General features: G+C 70.4%; 16 protein-coding genes. 4 read left to right on the top strand and 12 right to left on the bottom strand.

Features of this window, described 5'->3' with window-relative positions:
* Positions 1-124: 124 nt before the first annotated feature.
* Entirely contained in the window at positions 125-343 is a 219-nt protein-coding gene (locus ACFPP6_RS04440) for an FmdB family zinc ribbon protein (RefSeq protein ID WP_382037410.1), read from the top strand.
* 12 nt (positions 344-355) lie between these two features.
* Here the strand turns inward: ACFPP6_RS04440 and ACFPP6_RS04435 are convergent, their stop codons facing one another.
* Genes ACFPP6_RS04435 through ACFPP6_RS04420 form a run of 4 tightly spaced genes read right to left on the bottom strand, consistent with a single transcriptional unit; the run spans position 356 to position 5,686 of the window.
* Positions 356-1,021 (bottom strand): O-methyltransferase, encoded by a 666-nt coding sequence (locus tag ACFPP6_RS04435; protein WP_382037408.1) that lies wholly within the window; start codon positions 1,019-1,021, stop codon positions 356-358.
* A 47-nt stretch (positions 1,022-1,068) separates the two neighbouring features.
* Positions 1,069-1,872, bottom strand: coding sequence for an HAD family hydrolase (locus tag ACFPP6_RS04430; RefSeq protein ID WP_382037406.1), 804 nt, complete (start codon positions 1,870-1,872; stop codon positions 1,069-1,071).
* Complete coding sequence (locus ACFPP6_RS04425; protein WP_382037404.1) at positions 1,869-4,511, bottom strand: phosphoribosyltransferase; 2,643 nt, start codon at positions 4,509-4,511, stop codon at positions 1,869-1,871. The genes ACFPP6_RS04430 and ACFPP6_RS04425 overlap by 4 nt, the downstream gene beginning before the upstream one ends.
* An 8-nt stretch (positions 4,512-4,519) precedes the next feature.
* The gene (locus tag ACFPP6_RS04420; protein ID WP_382037403.1) at positions 4,520-5,686 is read right to left on the bottom strand and encodes an HpcH/HpaI aldolase/citrate lyase family protein; all 1,167 of its coding nucleotides are present in this window, start codon (positions 5,684-5,686) and stop codon (positions 4,520-4,522) included.
* A 241-nt stretch (positions 5,687-5,927) separates the two neighbouring features.
* On the opposite strand from ACFPP6_RS04420, the gene ACFPP6_RS04415 reads away from it, so the two are divergent.
* Positions 5,928-6,884 carry a TerD family protein gene (locus ACFPP6_RS04415; RefSeq protein ID WP_382037401.1) on the top strand — a complete coding sequence of 319 codons (957 nt, stop codon included), beginning with the start codon at positions 5,928-5,930 and terminating at the stop codon, positions 6,882-6,884.
* 112 nt (positions 6,885-6,996) lie between these two features.
* Here the strand turns inward: ACFPP6_RS04415 and ACFPP6_RS04410 are convergent, their stop codons facing one another.
* The 6 genes from ACFPP6_RS04410 to ACFPP6_RS04385 all read right to left on the bottom strand — a co-directional run bounded on the left by ACFPP6_RS04410 (position 6,997) and on the right by ACFPP6_RS04385 (position 11,597).
* Complete coding sequence (locus tag ACFPP6_RS04410) at positions 6,997-7,740, bottom strand: TerD family protein (protein WP_382037400.1); 744 nt, start codon at positions 7,738-7,740, stop codon at positions 6,997-6,999.
* A gap of 165 nt (positions 7,741-7,905) precedes the next feature.
* On the bottom strand, positions 7,906-9,075 hold the full coding sequence (locus ACFPP6_RS04405; RefSeq protein ID WP_382037398.1) for a DUF475 domain-containing protein: 1,170 nt from the start codon (positions 9,073-9,075) through the stop codon (positions 7,906-7,908).
* A 49-nt stretch (positions 9,076-9,124) separates the two neighbouring features.
* Positions 9,125-9,700 carry a TerD family protein gene (locus ACFPP6_RS04400; protein ID WP_058044594.1) on the bottom strand — a complete coding sequence of 192 codons (576 nt, stop codon included), beginning with the start codon at positions 9,698-9,700 and terminating at the stop codon, positions 9,125-9,127.
* 117 nt (positions 9,701-9,817) lie between these two features.
* Positions 9,818-10,393 (bottom strand): TerD family protein, encoded by a 576-nt coding sequence (locus ACFPP6_RS04395; protein ID WP_168091353.1) that lies wholly within the window; start codon positions 10,391-10,393, stop codon positions 9,818-9,820.
* 139 nt (positions 10,394-10,532) lie between these two features.
* Positions 10,533-10,991 carry a peroxiredoxin gene (locus tag ACFPP6_RS04390; protein WP_058044592.1) on the bottom strand — a complete coding sequence of 153 codons (459 nt, stop codon included), beginning with the start codon at positions 10,989-10,991 and terminating at the stop codon, positions 10,533-10,535.
* Positions 10,992-11,174: 183 nt separating this feature from the next.
* Positions 11,175-11,597: a DUF3052 domain-containing protein gene (locus ACFPP6_RS04385; protein WP_058044591.1), complete on the bottom strand. Its 423-nt coding sequence runs from the start codon at positions 11,595-11,597 to the stop codon at positions 11,175-11,177.
* Positions 11,598-12,072: 475 nt separating this feature from the next.
* On the opposite strand from ACFPP6_RS04385, the gene aceE reads away from it, so the two are divergent.
* On the top strand, positions 12,073-14,805 hold the full coding sequence (gene aceE, locus ACFPP6_RS04380) for a pyruvate dehydrogenase (acetyl-transferring), homodimeric type (RefSeq protein WP_382037395.1): 2,733 nt from the start codon (positions 12,073-12,075) through the stop codon (positions 14,803-14,805).
* Positions 14,806-14,881: 76 nt separating this feature from the next.
* Here aceE and ACFPP6_RS04375 read toward each other — a convergent pair whose 3' ends face one another.
* Together ACFPP6_RS04375 and ACFPP6_RS04370 are read right to left on the bottom strand one after the other, a co-directional pair.
* Positions 14,882-15,265 (bottom strand): peptidase inhibitor family I36 protein, encoded by a 384-nt coding sequence (locus ACFPP6_RS04375; RefSeq protein WP_382037393.1) that lies wholly within the window; start codon positions 15,263-15,265, stop codon positions 14,882-14,884.
* 115 nt (positions 15,266-15,380) lie between these two features.
* Positions 15,381-16,973: an MFS transporter gene (locus ACFPP6_RS04370; protein ID WP_382037391.1), complete on the bottom strand. Its 1,593-nt coding sequence runs from the start codon at positions 16,971-16,973 to the stop codon at positions 15,381-15,383.
* Between the two features lie 113 nt (positions 16,974-17,086).
* On the opposite strand from ACFPP6_RS04370, the gene ACFPP6_RS04365 reads away from it, so the two are divergent.
* Positions 17,087-17,749, top strand: a complete 663-nt coding sequence (locus ACFPP6_RS04365; RefSeq protein WP_382037389.1) for a TetR/AcrR family transcriptional regulator — start codon at positions 17,087-17,089, stop codon at positions 17,747-17,749.
* Position 17,750 lies beyond the last annotated feature (1 nt).

The raw sequence follows: 17,750 nt of genomic DNA, 5'->3' as shown, positions 1-17,750 counted from the left end.
ACGGCGCCCCCACGGTTGTGGGCAACCGTGCCGCTGGGGCTGGGGGCACCCCCAGCGGTAGCTGGGGGAGGGTGGGCACAACTGTGGGGCCTCACCGGTACTCGGGCCTGGTTATGCTGCCCGCATGCCTCGTTACGAATATCGCTGCCGTGCTTGCGGTGACACCTTCGAGCTGACCCGTCCCATGGCCGAGTCGGGCGCGCCCGCCACGTGTCCCGTGGGGCACGAGGACACGGTGAAGCTGCTGTCCGCCGTGGCCGTCACAGGCGGCGGCTCGTCCTCCGCGCCGGCCCCGCAGGGTGGTGGCGGCGGAGGCTGCTGCGGAGGCGGCTGCTGCTCCTAGCGCGCCCGGCGGCTAGGAGCCCACGCGCCGTGCGAGGGTCAGCCCGTCGGCCACCGTGATCATCACGGACTCCATGCGCTTGTCGGCCGCCACGTGCGTGTTGAACTGCCGCACGGCGGCCCCCATGGGGTGGTTCCCCGGGTCGAGGACGGTCCCCATCATCAGCACGTTGTCGACCACGATCAGGCCGCCCGGCCGCATCCGCGGGACGAGCTCCTCCCAGTAGTTGATGTAGTTGTCCTTGTCGGCGTCGATGAACGCGAGGTCGACGTGGGGCTCTTCGGGCATGGCTCGCAGGGAGTCCAGCGCGGGCGCGATGCGCAGGTCGACGCGGCCGTCGACGCCCGCCTGCTCCCACGCCTGGCGCGCGTAGGCCGTCCACTCCTCGGAGATGTCCAGGGCGACGAGTCTGCCGCCCTCGGGCAGCGCCTGGGCCATGAAGAGCGCGGACAGGCCGGTGAAGGTGCCGACCTCCACGACGTGCCGGGCGCCGGTCAGCCGGACGAGGAAGGCCAGCACCGCCCCCTGCTCCTCGGCGATCTGCTTGATCGCGTGGTCGGGCAGGGCCCGCTGGGTGGTCTCCACCAGCCCGCGTTGCACGGGGTCGAGCGGGGGGTTGTGAGCGAGCACGTAGGCGTGCAGCTCGGGCGTGATCGGAGTGCCTTTGAACTCTCCCACGGGGGTCTCCTCGACTCGCCGGCGACTTGTCGCAAACGCGAACGAGCCTACGCCGCCGCGCCCGTGAAAGCCCGCAGGATCTCCTCCCCCGCGGCCACGCCGCGCGTCTCCAGGGCCGTGACGTGCGGTGCGGACCAGCCGGAGTCGGCGAGTTCGCCGTGACCGGGCCGCCAGCCGCGGCCGGCCGCGAGCAGCAGGTCGGCGTCGAGCAGGGAGTCCCCCGCGGCCAGCACCTCGGTCGCTCCCGTGCGCCGCGCGACCTCGGCGACCGCGGCGCTCTTGGTGAGCGGCCGGGGCACGGCGTAGAGCTTGCGGCCCTGCAGGGACACGCTCCAGCCGCGGGAACCGGCCCACTCGGCGAGCTCCGCGACCCACTCGCCGGGCAGCAGGGAACGGTCCACGACGAGGTAGGCGAACAGGTCCTCCGCGGTGCGCTCCTTGAGCAGCCACGCCGGGTCGGCGGTCCGCACCAGGTGCGCGCGCACCTCGGCGAGCGCGGCGCACTCGGCGCCGATCCGCCGCTCCACGCCGGCCCGCCAGGCGCGGTCGGACTCGCCGTCGACGAGCAGCTCCCCGCCGTTGGCGCAGATCGCGTACGCGGGGGGCCGGCCGGGCAGGCTGATCCGCCCGTACTGCTCGCGCGTCCGGGTGGTCGTGGGCACGAACACGGCGGAGGCGGTCAGCTCCGCCAGCACGCCGGCCGCGGTCTCGGTCATGTACGACAGCGGCTTGCGGTCGTAGACCTCGACGCACAGCAGCCGGGGCGCCGAGGCGTCGGGCCCGGCGAGGTCGAGCGCCGCGGCCGAATAGATGAGGGTGCGGTCGAGATCACTGGCGACGACGACGGTCACTTGGTCACCGCCTTGCCGTCGGCGCCGGTCGCGCCGCGGGTGTAGCGGGGGTGGATGAGGCCGACGCAGCTGTACGGCAGCCCGTCCACCTCCTCCACGGGCACGCCCCGCTGCTCGGCGAGCAGCCGCACGTGGGCCAGGTCCTCCCCGGTCCCGCGCTGGGCGAGGATCTTCCACGGGACGCGGCGCAGCAGCACGCGGGTGGTCTCCCCCACCCCCGGCTTGACGAGGTTGACGTCGTGGATGCCGTACTCCTCGCTGATCCGCTCCACGGCGGCCCAGCCGGCCCAGGTGGGCGTCCGGTCGGCGGCGGCCAGCTCCTTGGCGTCCCGCGCCACGTCCTCCTCCACCTCGCCGAAGCGGGCGGTGACGGCGTCGACGAAGGCCCGGGACACGTCGGCCCCGGCGAGCTCGCTGTAGAACTTCGCGCCGTGGAAGTCCTCCGGCCCGACCAGGTCAGGGCGCAGGACGGTGCGGGAAATCAGCCCGGAAACAGTCGAGTTGAGGCAGGCGGACGGAATGAGGAAGTCATCCCGCGTGCCGTAGGTGTCCACGCACTGTCCCGGGTCGGCCAGCACGGCGATCCGCGGGTCGAAGCCGGGGAACTCCTCCAGCGCTGCCGCCAGTTCGCGGGTGATGGCGCCCTTGCCCGTCCAGCCGTCCACGAAGACGACATCGGCGGGGTCGTGGTGCTCGGCCAGCCAGCGCAGGGCGACACGGTCGATGCCGCGGCCCCGCACGATGGAGACGGCGTAGTGCGGCAGGTCCAGACCGTGCGCGTGCCGCGCCCAGCGGCGCATCAGCACCCCCACGGGCGTCCCCGCCCGGGCCAGCGAAACGAGCACCGGCCGCGGCGAACGCTCGGCGAGCACGGTCTCGGTGACGGCCCCCACGGCACGGGCCATGCGCCCCGCCGACGACTCCAGGGCGGCGTGGAAGAGCGCCTGGTACTGCTCGCTCGGCTGGTACTCGACGGGCAGCGACTCGGCGTAGTGCGCACCGCCGCTCTGAATCGCCTCCTCGCGCTCCTCGGTGGGCGCCTCCAGCTCGACACCGGAAAGGTCCTGGAGGAGCCAGCCGACGTCCTCCGGCTCGTAGGAGGAGAAGGCGGGGCCTCTGAGCGGTTCTGGCATGGAGGAAGCGACCTCGGGAACGTAGGAGGGAACGACGGCCAGCAGCACCTGACCGGTGTGCGGGGCGACCGCGTCGAGCAGGCCGCCCGGGGCGTGCAGCTCGGCGGTGTCACCGCGGGAGTCGACCACGACCACGACCGCGTCGAAGCCGCCGCCCGCCACGTTGTACGCGTAGCGGTCGCCCGGGCCGTCGTCGGGGGCGTCGTGCGCCGGGAAGGTGATCCGCGAACGGATCGCGTAGCCCGGGTCGTCCACCGGCAGCACGGGTGACCTGGTGGTCGTGGAGAAGAAGACGTCGGCGCTGTCGAGGGCGTCTTCCAGCGCGCCGGCAAGGCGCAGCGGTGCGTACATCAACTCCTCGTTGCCGAGGACGAGGATGCGCCGCGGGGTGTGAGCACCGTCGTCGCCTGCGGGCCGTGTTGTGCCCACCCGTGCCGCCCCAGCGGCACGATTGCCCACAACACTGTGTGCCAGCCGGGCTGCCATCGCCGGCAGCGCAGCTTCCAGAGATGCCCTGTGCTCGGGGGTGAAGCCGTGGCGGCCGCCGTCCGGGACGCCGGCCGGCCAGGGGAGGTCTACGCGGGAGGTGGTGGGGGCGCAGGGGTGGGGGTCCGGGGCGCTGACGTGTATTTGCGGGCCCGATGAGGAAGGGGGCTCCGCTGCGTCGCCGGGCACGGGCCCGTAAATATACGGCCCCGGACCCCCACCCCGGAGCCCCCGCCGCCGGACCCGAGACGCACCCGCACCCGCAGACGCAGACGCAGACGCAGACGCAGACGCAGACGCAGCAGCCTCCCGCTCCGCCACCAGCTCCTGCCCGCGCTCCAGCACCCCTTCCGGCAACCCCACGGTCCCCGACGCCAGGGCGATCAGGTCCACGCGGGCCCCCAGCCCCTCGGCAAAGGCCTCCAGGCCGGCCCGGTCCGCCGCCGACCGCATGTCGACCAGCGCAACCACCACATACCGCGCCCGCGGGAACCGCGCGTGCAACGCCGAGATCGTGTTCAGAACCGTCCGCCCCGTGGAGAACTCGTCGTCGACAAGCACGAGCGGACCGTCGCCCCCCAGCAGCCCCGAATCCTCCGGCAGCAGCAGGTGCGACGTGGCGTGACTGTGCTCCTCCTCGAAGCCACCGACCGGCGCGACCCCCGCCACAGCCCGCCGCGTCGAGTGCAGATACGGAGCGAGGCCCAGCCCATCCGCGACGGCATGCCCCAGCCCCGTGGCCGTCTCGGCGTACCCGAGAACGACGGCCCGCGCCGCCTCCCCGTCGCCCAGCAGCGCCCGCACCCGCCGCCCGAGCCCGGCCCCGGACTCGTACACCGCCGCCGGCGACGCCGGCACGTGCTTGCCCAGCACGTTCGACACCAGCAGATGAGCCCGCTTCGGGTTCCTCCTCAGCGCCAGCCCCAGAAGCCCCCGCAGCTGCGCGTCACCGTCCAGGGAGACGCCGAGCCGCTCGGCGACCCACTGCCCCGACCACACCTCGCCCACGCCGCCACTCATGCCCGCGCTCACGCGCCCGCCCCCACACTCGCCGCCAGCAGCTCCACAAAGCTCACGTCCTCCCGCGCGACGCCGAACACCTCGGCGCGCAGCATGATCCGCTCGGCCCAGGCCCGGTGCGGCTTCACTTCGTTCATCTTGTTCGTGTAGGCGGACCGCAGCACGCCGCCGCCGTCCCGCTCCGGCCGCAGGATGTCCTGCGCGTCGCTGAATTCTTCGTGGCTGACGACGGACAGGGCGTGAACGGGCGCGACGTGCGAGGGATGGATGCAGGTCTTGCCCTGGAGCCCGTTCGCCCGGTCGAGCTGGATCTCGCGCAGGAGCCCGTCCATGTCGTGCTGGATGAGGGCGGTGCGCAGCTCCTCCGCGGGCCCGGCGAAGGGCGTGCGCCGCAGCTGCGGCTTGAACATCCGCTCGTGCTGTCTGAAGTACTCCCACACCGGGCCGGTGACGGTGAACCCGGTGCCGTCGGCCCGCCCGAGGACGTTCACGACGTCGGCGATCACCGAGGCGACGAGCTGGACGTCGTAGGCGGTCATGTCGGGCGCCCGGCGCAGCCCGTACGCGGAGCAGAAGTCGGTGACGCCGAGCCGCAGGGCGAGCACCCGGTCGCGGTACTTCTCGACGGTGCGGGCGATCCCGGCGAGGGCCTCGCGCCGCGTCTCCAGGTGGAGCAGCTCGGGCGACTCCAGTACGGGCATGGCGAAGAGCCGGTGCCCGCACTCCGCTTCGGCCGCGGTGAGCGCCTCCAGGAAGGGCACGCCCCGCTCCTCGGTGAACTTCGGCAGGACGAAGCCGGAGAGCAGCCGGACGGCGGGCCCGAGCCGCCGCACGAGATCGGTGATCTGGGCGGGCTCGCGCACGCGGATGAAGAGCAGGGGCACCTGGCCGCCGGCCGCGTCCATCGCGGTGAACTGCCGGACGAGGTTCTCCTCGGCGGGGACGACGTCGTGGTCGCCTATGGAGTCCTCCAGGCAGAGCACCATGGACACGACGCCGCGCCCGGCCTGCTTGGCGATGTCCGCCGCGAGGGCGGGCCGCGTGGCGGGGCTGTAGAGCGTGGCGCCGAGGGCGACGGAGAGCGTACGGGCCGGAGAGCCGGCGTCGAAGGCGACCGGCTCCCGGTGGAACAGTCCATTCCGCACTGAGGGCGCAAGGTGTTCGAAATGCCTCATTACTCTCCCCGTAGCCACGACCTCCCACCGGCTCGTCCGGGCAGAAGTGTGGCCGATTATCGTACGTCCGGCGACGGGTCAAGAGTTCCCCAAATGCATGAAAATCTGGGGCCCCGTATGGGTCCCCGAAGTGTCGGCACGGGGAGCCGGCGGGGGCGCCGTGTGCCGGTTTCGTGATCGTCGCCACCGCCGCCGCCCCCTGCGTTGTCCCCCGCAGCCGTGGGAGGGCAGGATTGCGGACATGACGCACGCCATGCTGAAGGGGTCGAACATCCCGCTGGACGCCCGCGCCGTGCGGGCCGTACTGCGCTGGACCCCCGGCCCGGGCGTCCCGGACGTGGATGCCTCCGCCCTGCTCGTGGGCGAGGAGGGCCGCGTTCGCTCGGACGAGGACTTCGTCTTCTACAACCAGCCCCGCCACCCCTCCGGCGCCGTCCGCCACCTGGCCAAGAAACGGCTGGTCGAAGGCTTGACGGACGCGATCGAGACCGACCTGACCGCGCTGGAGCCGTCGGTGCAGCGGGTCGTGCTGGCCGCCTCGGCGGACGGCGGCGACTTCGGCCGGGTCCGGGACCTGTGCGTCCTGGTCTACGACGCGGCGGCGGTCCCCCCGGGGCAGACCGGGGAGCCGCTCGCGCTGTTCGAGGTCCAGCCGGAGACGGGCTCCGAGACCGCGATGATCTGCGGGGAGATCTACCGGCGCGGGGAGGGCTGGAAGTTCCGGGCGCTGGGGCAGGGCTACGCGTCGGGGCTGGTCGGACTGGCCACGGAGTTCGGGATCTCGGTCGACGAGTCCGAGGAGACGGGAAGCGACGACGGGGGCGTGCCCACGGGGGCGCCCGAGGGGGCGCCGCTCCCCGCACCGACGGGCGGACCGACGCCCACACCGGCGCCCGCGCCCGCCCCCACGCCCGTCCCCGCGCCCGAGCCGGAGCGCACGCCTGAGCCTGCGCCGCCGGCACAGCCGCAGCCGCAGCCGCAGCCGCAGCCGGGGTACGGGTATCCGCCGCCGCCCGCGATGCCGCCGGTGGCCCCGGCGGCACCCGTGGCGCCGCCGCAGCCGGCGTACGGCTACCCGCAGCAGCCCGCGCCCGCGGTGGGTGCGCCGTCCTACGGGTATCCGCCGCCGTACCGGCCGGTGCCGGACCCGTCCTTCCGGCTGCCTCCGCAGGGGCCGCAGTTCCTGCCGAACCGCTGATCGCGGGGAGCCGCCGACCGCAGCACCGCCCCGGGGCTCTGCCCCGGACCCCGGTCCCCGAGCGCCGGACGGCTGAAGATTCGCAGTGACCGCCTCCGTCAGGCGTGGGCGGTCACACCTTCGTCTTGTACCCCCTCCCCCACTGCAGCCCCCACCCGTACAACCGGTCCAGCTCCGCCTGGAAGCCGTACACGTACTTCATCTCGCGCCGCAGGATGATCTCGCCCTTGACGTTCTCCAGCATCACCACGGCGCACGACCGCGCCTCCGGCGCACGCTCCTCCAGGGCGATCTCGATCCGGGGGCCGTTGCCCGGGTAGAGCGTCACCGTGGCGTGCGTACGGTCGAACGCCGGGGTGCCGTCGTAGATGTAGACGAAGATCAGCAGTCGCTTGATCTCGGCGCGGTGGTCCATGTTGATGTAGATCGTCTCGCCGGACCCGGAGCCGAACCGGTCGTCGCCGCTCAGCTGGACGTACGGCGGGCTGTTGATGCTGCCCAGTATGTTCCCGAGGGGCTGCACCACGCCTTTGGCGCCGTCCTGGAGCTCGTACATGCAGGCGAGGTCGAGGTCGACGTTCACCATGGCGGGGCCCTGCGCCTGCACCATCTCGGGCCGGAACTTCCGCATGGGGTGCCGCAGACCCTGGATGCGGCCGCGCCGGTCACCGAAGTCCGAGGTGCGCATCCGCCAGGAGAGGTTGACCCGGAGATTGCCGGTGACCGCCCCCTGCTTGCTGAGCGAGAACGAGGGATGACGCTTGGTCAGCTCGACGGCGCCGTGCGCACCGCCGAAGTCGAGCTGCTGGGCGGCCGCGCGCCCCCAGTTGCTGAAGAACCTGTCCCGGAACGTCATAGGAACCCCACCCCTTTTTTTGCACATTCCCGCTCAACTGCCGCGGGGCGGCCGTGAGGTGAGCCTCACGACCGCCCCGCTGAGAGCGTTCCTCAAATGTGCCAGGGTCACACCCCGGAAGGCGTCACACCCCGGAAAGGGTGGGTCACTCCCCGGAAGCGTGGGTCACACCCCGGAAGTGACTTCCGACTTGGTGCCGGAGCCATTGCCCTCCGCCGCCTCCTTGCGGTTGCGCATCACGGAGGACATGAAGGACAGCCCGATGAGGGCCACGCCGATGAGGCCGGTGACGACCTCGGGGATCTCGTGCTTGATGCTGATCAGCAGGATGACGGCGAGGGCACCGATGGCGTAGTGCGCGCCGTGCTCGAGATAGACGTAGTCGTCCAGGGTCCCCTTGCGGACGAGGAAGACCGTCAGCGACCGGATGTACATGGCGCCGACGCCGAGGCCGAGGGCCATCACGAAGATGTCGTTGGTGATGGCGAAGGCGCCGATGACACCGTCGAAGGAGAACGACGCGTCGATGACCTCGAGGTAGAGGAACAGGAAGAAGGCGGCCTTGCCGGCGAGGCCGACGACCGAGCCGTTGCCCTGCTTCGCGGCGGCGGGCGCCGCGTCCTTCGCGGCCGCGCCCTCGCTCTCCTCGTCGTCCTCGTCCTCCTCGTCCTCTTCCAGGCGGTTCTCGAAGAAGTCGGAGATTCCACCGACGATCAGATATGTCACCAGGCCGCCGATTCCGGCGAGCAGGACGGTGGTGGCCTTGTCGATCGTGCCCTCACCGTCGTGCACCGGGACGGAGGTGGCGAAGGTCGTGGCGGCGATCAGGAGAACGACGAGGGAGACGACGATGGAGAGGGTCTCCAGCTTGCCGAGCTTGGCGAGCGGCTTCTCCAGCCAGCCGAGCCACTTGATGTCCCGGTCCTCGAAGATGAAGTCCAGGAAGATCATCAGCAGGAACATGCCGCCGAAGGCGGCAATGGCCGGGTGGGCGCTGGTGACCAGCGCCTCGTACCGGTCGTGATCCTGAATGGCGACCTTGACCGCTTCGATCGGCCCCAGCTTCGCGGTGATGGCGACGATGACGACCGGGAACACCAGCCTCATGCCGAAGACGGCGATGAGGATGCCCAGGGTCAGGAACATCTTCTGCCAGAACGGGTTCATCTTCCGGAGGATTCCGGCATTGATGACCGCGTTGTCGAACGAGAGCGAGATCTCGAGGACGCACAGCATCGCGACGATCGCGAGTCCCTGCCACCCCCAGAGGACACCGGCCAGGGCCAGTCCGGCCGCCGTGATGGCGAACGACCAACCAAAGGTTTTCAGGAGCACTGGCTACCCAATCCTTCGTTATGGGGTTTCCCCCGCGCCGTGCGCGGCTTTACGAAACGTTGACCCCGAAGTCTAGGGCGATGCCGCGCAGGCCCGACGCGTACCCCTGACCCACCGCCCGGAACTTCCATTCGCCGCCGTAGCGGTAGACCTCGCCGAAGATCATCGCGGTCTCGCTGGAGGCGTCCTCGCTGAGGTCGTAGCGGGCGAGTTCGGTGCCGTCGGCCTGGTTGACCACGCGGATGTAGGCATTGCTGACCTGGCCGAAGCTCTGGCCACGGGCATCGGCGTCGTGAATGCTGACCGGAAAGACGATCTTGTCGCAGGCGGCCGGGACCTTGGTGAGGTCGACCAGGATCGTCTCGTCGTCCCCGTCACCCTCACCGGTGAGATTGTCGCCGGTGTGTTCGACGGAGCCCTCGGGGCTCTTGAGGTTGTTGTAGAAGACGAAGTACTCGTCGCCGAGCACCCGGCCCGTGGCGCACAGCAGGGCGCTGGCGTCCAGGTCGAAGGGGGCTCCGGTGGTGGATCGCGCGTCCCAGCCGAGACCGACGGTCACATTGGTGAGGTTGGGTGCGGCCTTGGAGAGGGAGACGTTGCCTCCCTTGGCGAGCGTGACGCCCATGATCTTGTTTCCTCCCCGGTCGAGATGCGGCGCCCTCGGGCAGCGGGGGCACCGTGCGCGTCCGGCGCCGCACTCCCGGGAACGGGGGTGCGGCGCCGGACGCGGATGGCCTGTCGGTCAGACGTTGACGCCGAAGTCCTGGGCGATACCGCGCAGGCCCGAGGCGTAACCCTGGCCGATGGCGCGGAACTTCCACTCGGCGCCGTGGCGGTAGAGCTCGCCGAAGACCATGGCGGTCTCGGTCGAGGCGTCCTCGCTGAGGTCGTAGCGGGCCAGCTCGGCGTTGTCGGCCTGGTTCACGACGCGGATGTAGGCGTTGCGGACCTGGCCGAAGCTCTGCTGGCGCGACTCGGCCTCGTAGATCGAGACCGGGAAGACGATCTTGGCGACATCGGCGGGCACGCCGGCCAGGTTGACCTTGATGACCTCGTCGTCGCCCTCGCCCTCACCGGTGAGGTTGTCACCCTGGTGCTCGACGGAGCCCTCGGGGCTCTTGAGGTTGTTGAAGAAGACGAAGTTCTGGTCGTTGGCGACCTTCCCCTGGTCGTTCGTCAGCAGTGCGCTGGCGTCCAGGTCGAAGTCCGTACCGGTGGTGGTACGGGCGTCCCAGCCGAGACCGACGATGACCGCGGTCAGGTTCGGGGCCGCCTTGGTCAGCGAGACGTTGCCGCCCTTGCTGAGACTGACTCCCACGAGTCCTCCATTGGTTCGAGTTCGAGGGGGTAGGTCTCCACCTGCGCCCCCGGTGTGCGATGGCATCCGGTCAACGTGTGGATCCTAGTGACCGGTTCCCACCGATTACATACTTCTTGCTCAGAGAGCTTCAGAGAGCTCAGAGAGCCGCGAGCGCCTTGGTGTACTCGTCCAGGTCACGCGCGTCGGGCAGGCCGTTGACGACGGTCCAGCGCACCACGCCCTCCTTGTCGATGATGAAGGTGCCGCGCACCGCGCAGCCCTTCTCCTCGTCGAAGACACCGTAGGCGCGGCTGACGTCGCCGTGCGGCCAGAAGTCGGAGAGCAGCGGGTAGGTGAGACCCTCCTGCTCGGCGAAGACGCGCAGCGAGAACGGGGCGTCGTTGGAGACGGCGAGCAGCTGGACGTCGTCGTTGACGAACTTGGGCAGCTCGTCGCGCAGGGCGCACAGCTCGCCGGTGCACACGCCGGTGAAGGCGAAGGGGTAGAAGAGCAGGACGACGTTCTTCTCACCGCGGTAGTCGGAGAGCCGGACGGTCTCGCCGTGCTGGTTCCTCAGCGCGAAGTCCGGGGCCTTGGTGCCGACCTCGATCGCCATGTTCCATCCCTCATCTCGGCAGGGGCCGGCCCGGGGTCCGCGTCCGGACCCGGCCACCGGCGGGTAGGGCGCCCAGTGTGTCACTGTGCGCTCCCCGCGATGCACCGCGCCCCCCGGCAGCTGTGCTGTCGGGGGGCGCGGCGGCGGCTCTTCCGGCGGCGGGCCCGGGGGCCGGCGGCGTTCCTAGCGCTTGGGGGCGGCCAGACGGGTGCCGGTCCAGTCCTTGGCCACGCTGATGCTCTTGGTCTGCGAGAGCCCGGCGGTCTGCGCGGCGTCCTGGATGTCACTCGGCTCGATGTAGCCGTCGCGGCCGGTCTTGGGCGTCAGCAGCCAGATGTTGCCGCCGTCCTCGAGCAGACCGATGGCGTCCACCAGCGCGTCCGTGAGGTCTCCGTCCTCATCCCGGAACCACAGCAGGACGACGTCGGCCACGTCGTCATAGTCCTCGTCAACGAGGTCCTGGCCGATGATGGACTCGATACCTTCACGGAGATCATGATCGACGTCGTCGTCGTAACCGATCTCCTGGACCACCTGCCCGGGCTCGAAACCCAGCCTTGCAGCCGGATTGGTCCGCTCCTCCGCGTGGTCCGCGGTCGCGCTCACGGATTTCCTCCTGTCATCCTTCGAGACGTTGCATTCGCCTCGCGCGTACGCGAAACGATGGGCGTAGTCCACACGTGACGGACGGATCGCGCAAGTACCCGGCCATCGAGACCGCCGAAACGTTGACGGACGGGGACGTCCTATGGCAACTCCAACCATGAGGCAGGAGGGGCGAGTGATTCACAACACAGAACTTTGCCGGTTTTGCGAAGTTACTCCATGTGATGACCCGGGCCGACCCCGAACAGCCGTACACAGGGAACCCTCTTTGGGGGCGTAAGGTTGCGATTTGGCCGCCCCGGGCGACCGACAAACGCTGCTTCGTCTCACCAGTGGTGGTTACCGCCCAGTAGAGATGACGTTTCCGCCGCCGCGGTCCACGATGGGACCGGCGCGACATAAGCAGAGCCATATTTGACCGCGTGCGCAGCAACATCGCGTGCAGAGCACGACCACCGAACAGCGAAGGAACAGCGTGGCTTCCGGATCCGATCGCAACCCGATCATCATTGGCGGCCTTCCCAGCCAGGTCCCGGACTTCGATCCCGAAGAGACCCAGGAGTGGCTCGACTCGCTCGACGCAGCCGTCGATGAGCGAGGCCGGGAACGTGCCCGCTACCTCATGCTTCGCCTGATCGAGCGCGCACGCGAGAAGCGCGTCGCGGTGCCCGAGATGCGCAGCACGGACTACGTCAACACGATCGCGACCAAGGACGAGCCGTTCTTCCCCGGTAACGAGGAGATCGAGCGCAAGATCCTCAACGCGACCCGCTGGAACGCGGCCGTGATGGTCTCCCGTGCCCAGCGCCCCGGCATCGGCGTCGGCGGCCACATCGCCACCTTCGCCTCCTCCGCCTCGCTGTACGACGTGGGCTTCAACCACTTCTTCCGCGGCAAGGACGAGGGCGACGGCGGCGACCAGATCTTCTTCCAGGGCCACGCCTCCCCGGGCATCTACGCCCGCGCGTTCCTCCTGGACCGGCTCTCCGAGCGGAACCTGGACTCCTTCCGCCAGGAGAAGTCCAAGGCCCCCTACGGCCTCTCCAGCTACCCGCACCCGCGCCTCATGCCGGACTTCTGGGAGTTCCCGACCGTCTCGATGGGCCTCGGCCCGCTCGGCGCGATCTACCAGGCCCGCATGAACCGCTACATGCAGGCGCGCGGCATCGCCGACACCTCCAAGTCCCACGTCTGGGCGTTCCTCGGCGACGGCGAGATGGACGAGCCGGAGTCGCTCGGCCAGCTGTCCATCGCCGCCCGTGAGGGCCTGGACAACCTGACCTTCGTCGTCAACTGCAACCTGCAGCGCCTCGACGGCCCGGTCCGCGGCAACGGCAAGGTCATGCAGGAGCTGGAGTCGCAGTTCCGCGGCGCCGGCTGGAACGTGATCAAGCTCGTCTGGGACCGCTCCTGGGACCCGCTGCTGGCCCAGGACCGCGACGGCATCCTGGTCAACAAGCTCAACAGCACCCCGGACGGCCAGTTCCAGACGTACGCCACCGAGACCGGTGCGTACATCCGCGACCACTTCTTCGGCGACGACCACCGTCTCCGCAAGATGGTCGAGAACATGACCGACGACCAGATCCTGCACCTGGGCCGCGGCGGTCACGACCACAAGAAGATCTACGCGGCGTACGCGGCGGCCAAGGCCCACAAGGGCCAGCCGACCGTGATCCTCGCGCAGACGGTCAAGGGCTGGACCCTCGGTCCGAACTTCGAGGGCCGCAACGCGACCCACCAGATGAAGAAGCTCACGGTCGAGGACCTCAAGCGCTTCCGCGACCGCCTCCACATCCCGATCGCCGACAAGGAGCTGGAGTCCGGCCTGCCGCCGTACTACCACCCGGGTCGCGACTCGGAGGAGATCCAGTACATGCACGACCGCCGCAACTCGCTCGGCGGCTACGTGCCGACCCGTGTCGACCGGTCGAAGCCGCTGGCCCTCCCGGAGGACAAGGTCTACGCGAGCGCCAAGAAGGGCTCCGGCCAGCAGTCGATCGCCACCACCATGGCGTTCGTCCGCATCCTGAAGGACCTCATGCGGGACAAGGAGATCGGCAAGCGCTTCGTGCTGATCGCCCCCGACGAATACCGCACCTTCGGCATGGACGCGTTCTTCCCGTCGGCCAAGATCTACAACCCGCTCGGCCAGCAGTACGAGTCCGTGGACCGCGAGCTGCTGCTCGCGTACAAGGAGTCGCCGACCGGCCAGATGCTGCACGACGGCATCTCCGAGGCGGGCTGCACGGCCTCCCTGATCGCGGCGGGCTCCGCCTACGCGACGCACGGCGAGCCGCTGATCCCGGTCTACGTCTTCTACTCGATGTTCGGCTTCCAGCGCACGGGCGACCAGTTCTGGCAGATGGCCGACCAGCTGTCGCGCGGCTTCGTGCTCGGCGCCACGGCGGGTCGCACCACCCTGACCGGTGAGGGCCTGCAGCACGCCGACGGCCACTCGCAGCTGCTGGCGTCCACCAACCCGGGCGTCGTCTCCTACGACCCCGCGTTCGGCTTCGAGATGGCGCACATCGTCAAGGACGGTCTGCGCCGGATGTACGGCGAGAACGCCGAGGACGTCTTCTACTACCTGACCGTCTACAACGAGCCGATCCAGCACCCGGCCGAGCCGGCGGACGTGGACGCCGAGGGCATCCTCAAGGGTCTGTACCGCTTCGCGCAGGGCGAGAAGGGCGCGATCCCGGCCCAGATCCTCGCCTCCGGCGTCGCGGTGCCGTGGGCGATCGAGGCCCAGAAGATCCTCGCCGAGGAGTGGGACGTCAAGGCGGACGTCTGGTCGGCGACCTCCTGGAACGAGCTGCGCCGTGAGGCCATCGAGGTGGAGGAGCACAACCTCCTGCACCCGGAGGAGGAGCTGCGCGTGCCGTACGTCACGCAGAAGCTCCAGGGCGCCGAGGGCCCGTTCGTGGCCGTGTCCGACTGGATGCGGGCCGTTCCGGACCAGATCTCGCGCTGGGTGCCGGGTGCGTACCAGTCGCTGGGTGCCGACGGCTTCGGCTTCGCCGACACCCGTGGTGCGGCCCGCCGCTTCTTCCACATCGACGCCCAGTCGATCGTCCTGGCCGTGCTCACCGAGCTCGCCAAGCAGGGGAAGGTGGACCGCTCCCTGCTGAAGCAGGCCGTGGACCGCTACCAGCTGCTGGACGTCACGGCGGCCGACCCGGGCGCCGCGGGCGGCGACGCGTAAGCAGTCACCCCGTTTCACTGCCGGTGCCCCCGGGCCAGCGATGCTGGCCCGGGGGCACCGGCGGTTCCGGGGGCGGTCAGTGCTCCCAGACCTTGTACGCCCGGACGACGTACGGGCTCTCCGGGACCCACGTCCCCGACGGGTACGTGTTGAACTCACCCGTCTCCGCGCAGGTGGCGCTCTGATACGTGGTGACGGGCCGCCCCGTGCGGTTGGCCAGCGAGACCGCGCTGACGCCCGCCGGTAAGGCCACGCAGTCCTCGACGCCGATGTCCGCGAGCTCGCTCGTGCTGCGCGTCCCGTGGAAGCCGGCCTTCGTCCACAGGCACAGCTGCCCGGCGGCGCAGGTGCCGAGCCGCCCCTGGCCGGCCGTGCCCGCGGCGCCCGCGGTGGGCGCGGAGAACAGGGCCAGCGCGGCAGCCGCGGCGGTGACGGCGGCGGCGGTGCGGATCGTACGCATGAGCATCACTCCCTGTGTCGATGGTGTTGCATTCCGCATCCTGACGGGAGTGATTCCGGATGCCAAGAGGGCCCCGCGGTGCGGGGCCCTGATAGGGGAAGCGGTCCGGACGGGCTCAGATGTGGCCCGCTCCGGCCGCGGCCTCGGGGTTGGATCCGCGCTTGGTGAACAGGGCGACCACGGCGGCGACGGCCGCGACGACGCCGGCGACGGTGAAGGACAGGCTCATCCCTGACACGAAAGTGTCATGCGCGACGCCCGCGATCTTCCCCGCCACGTCCGGCGGGGTCCCCGGGGGCACCGGCGGCACACCGACGGCCACGGCGTCGGCGGCCTGCGCCATCTCCTCCGGCCTGCCCGGGGGCAGCCCCGCGCCGGCCCACTTGCCGGGCAGGGCGTTGTCGACCCGGGCGGCCATGACGGCGCCCAGCACGGCCGTCCCGAGCGAACCGCCCACCTGCATGGCGGCCTGCTGCAGGCCGCCCGCGACGCCCGCGTGCTCCAGCGGGGCGTTGCCGACGATGACCTCGGTCGCGCCGACGATGACCGGGGCCAGGCCGAGGCCGAAGAGGGCGAACCACACCGACATCACGCCCGTGCCGGAGCCGGCCTCCAGCCGGGACATGCCGAAGCACGCCACGGTGGTCAGCAGCATGCCGACGACCAGCGGGATCCGGGGCCCGAGCCGGGTGATGACCGCCCCGGCGAGCGGCGAGGCGACGATCATCATGCCGGTCAGCGGCAGGAGGTGCAGACCCGAGTCGACCGGGCTCATGCCGTGCACGTTCTGCAGGTAGAAGGTGACGAAGAACAGCCCGCCGATGAAGGCGAAGGCCATCAGCAGCATCAGGGCGGTGCCCGCGCTCAGCGGTACGGAGCGGAAGAGGCCCAGCGGCAGCAGCGGCTCGCGGGCCCTGGTCTCCCACAGGACGAACAGGACGAGGGCCAGGGCCGCCCCGCCCAGGAACAGCAGGGTCTTGCCGTCCCCCCAGCTCCAGTCCCGGGCCTTGATCAGCGCCCAGACGAGGCAGAACATCCCGGCCGACAGCAGGCCGATGCCGGGGAGGTCGAAGGAGCGCGGGGCGTGGTCGGACCTGTGGTCCTTGAGGATCACCAGGCCCAGGGCGAGCGCGAGGGCGCCGACCGGCACGTTGATGAAGAAGACGGACTGCCAGTTGACGTGCTCGACGAGGACGCCGCCGAGGATCGGGCCGCCGGCGGTCGAGACGCCGATCACCATGCCCCAGATGCCGACGGCCATGTTGAGCTTCTCGGCCGGGAAGGTGGCGCGCAGCAGGCCGAGCGCGGCCGGCATCAGCAGCGCCCCGCACAGGCCCTGGAGGACCCGGAAGGCGACGACGGCCGACACGCTGCCGGAGAGCGCGATGGCTCCGGAGGCGACGGCGAAGCCGGTGGTACCTATGAGGAAGGTCAGCCGGTGACCGAAGCGGTCACCCAGCTTGCCCGCGGTGATCAGCGCGACCGCGAGGGCGAGGAGGTAGCTGTTGGTTATCCACTGGACATCGGCGAGCGAGGCGTGGAGGTCATCCCGGATGACGGGATTCGCGACGGCGACGATCGTGCCGTCGAGCGCGACCATCATCACGCCTATCGCCACGGAGAAGAGGGTCAGCCAGGGGTGGCCGCGGAGCCCCTTGCGGGGCCCGAGGTCCGGCTGCGCCTCGGCGACAGCGGTCTGAGACGTCATGGGAGAATTATGTCAGTGCCTGCCAATTGGCCGTCGACCGCATCCGCTGATGCCTGTCACTTTTCTGCGCGGCTATTCTGAGCAGCACAAACGTGGCGGAGGAGAGACGAACGATGCCGGCGATCGAGGACTCGGCGGCGCGTACGGCGCCGCCGTCCGGTCTGCGCGAGCGCAAGAAGCGGCGCACGCGGGACACCCTCATCCGGTCCGCCCTGGAGCTGTTCGCCCTCAAGGGTTACGAGCGCACCACCGTCGACGAGATCGCCGAGGCCGCCGAGGTCTCCCAGCGCACCTTCTTCCGCTACTTCGCGAACAAGGAAGAGGTCGCGCTGGCCATGCAGACCTCCGTGGACGCCCTCTTCCTGGCCACGCTGCGCTCCCGCCCGGCGGCCGAGGCGCCGCTGCCCGCCCTGCGCGGCGCCGTGCTCGCCACCTGGGAGGGTGCGAGCGAGGTCATCGAGTCGGTGGTGCCGCTCGAACTGCACATGCGCACCTACCGGATGGTCGAGTCGACGCCCCAGCTGCTGGCGGCGCGGCTGCGGAAGCTCTCCGAGGTGGAGGAGCAGCTGACGCGCGAGATCGCCCGGCGCGAGGGCCTGGACCTGGGCACCGACCCGCGGCCGCACGTGCTCGTGGCGGCGTTCGGCGGGGTGATGCGCGTCACGGCGAGGATCTGGGGCGAGCGCGGGGAGGGCGGCCTGGAGGACCTCCGGCTGCTCACCGTGGCCTATCTGGACCAGCTGGGTCCGGCTTTGGCCGGAAACTGGCGCGCCTGAT

Origin of the sequence: Streptomyces aureoversilis (assembly GCF_042657885.1) — a bacterium.
Taxonomy (GTDB): Bacteria; Actinomycetota; Actinomycetes; order Streptomycetales; family Streptomycetaceae; genus Streptomyces; species Streptomyces aureoversilis.
Note: the sequence above shows the minus strand (reverse complement) of the source record. Positions and strands in the feature narration are given on the sequence as shown.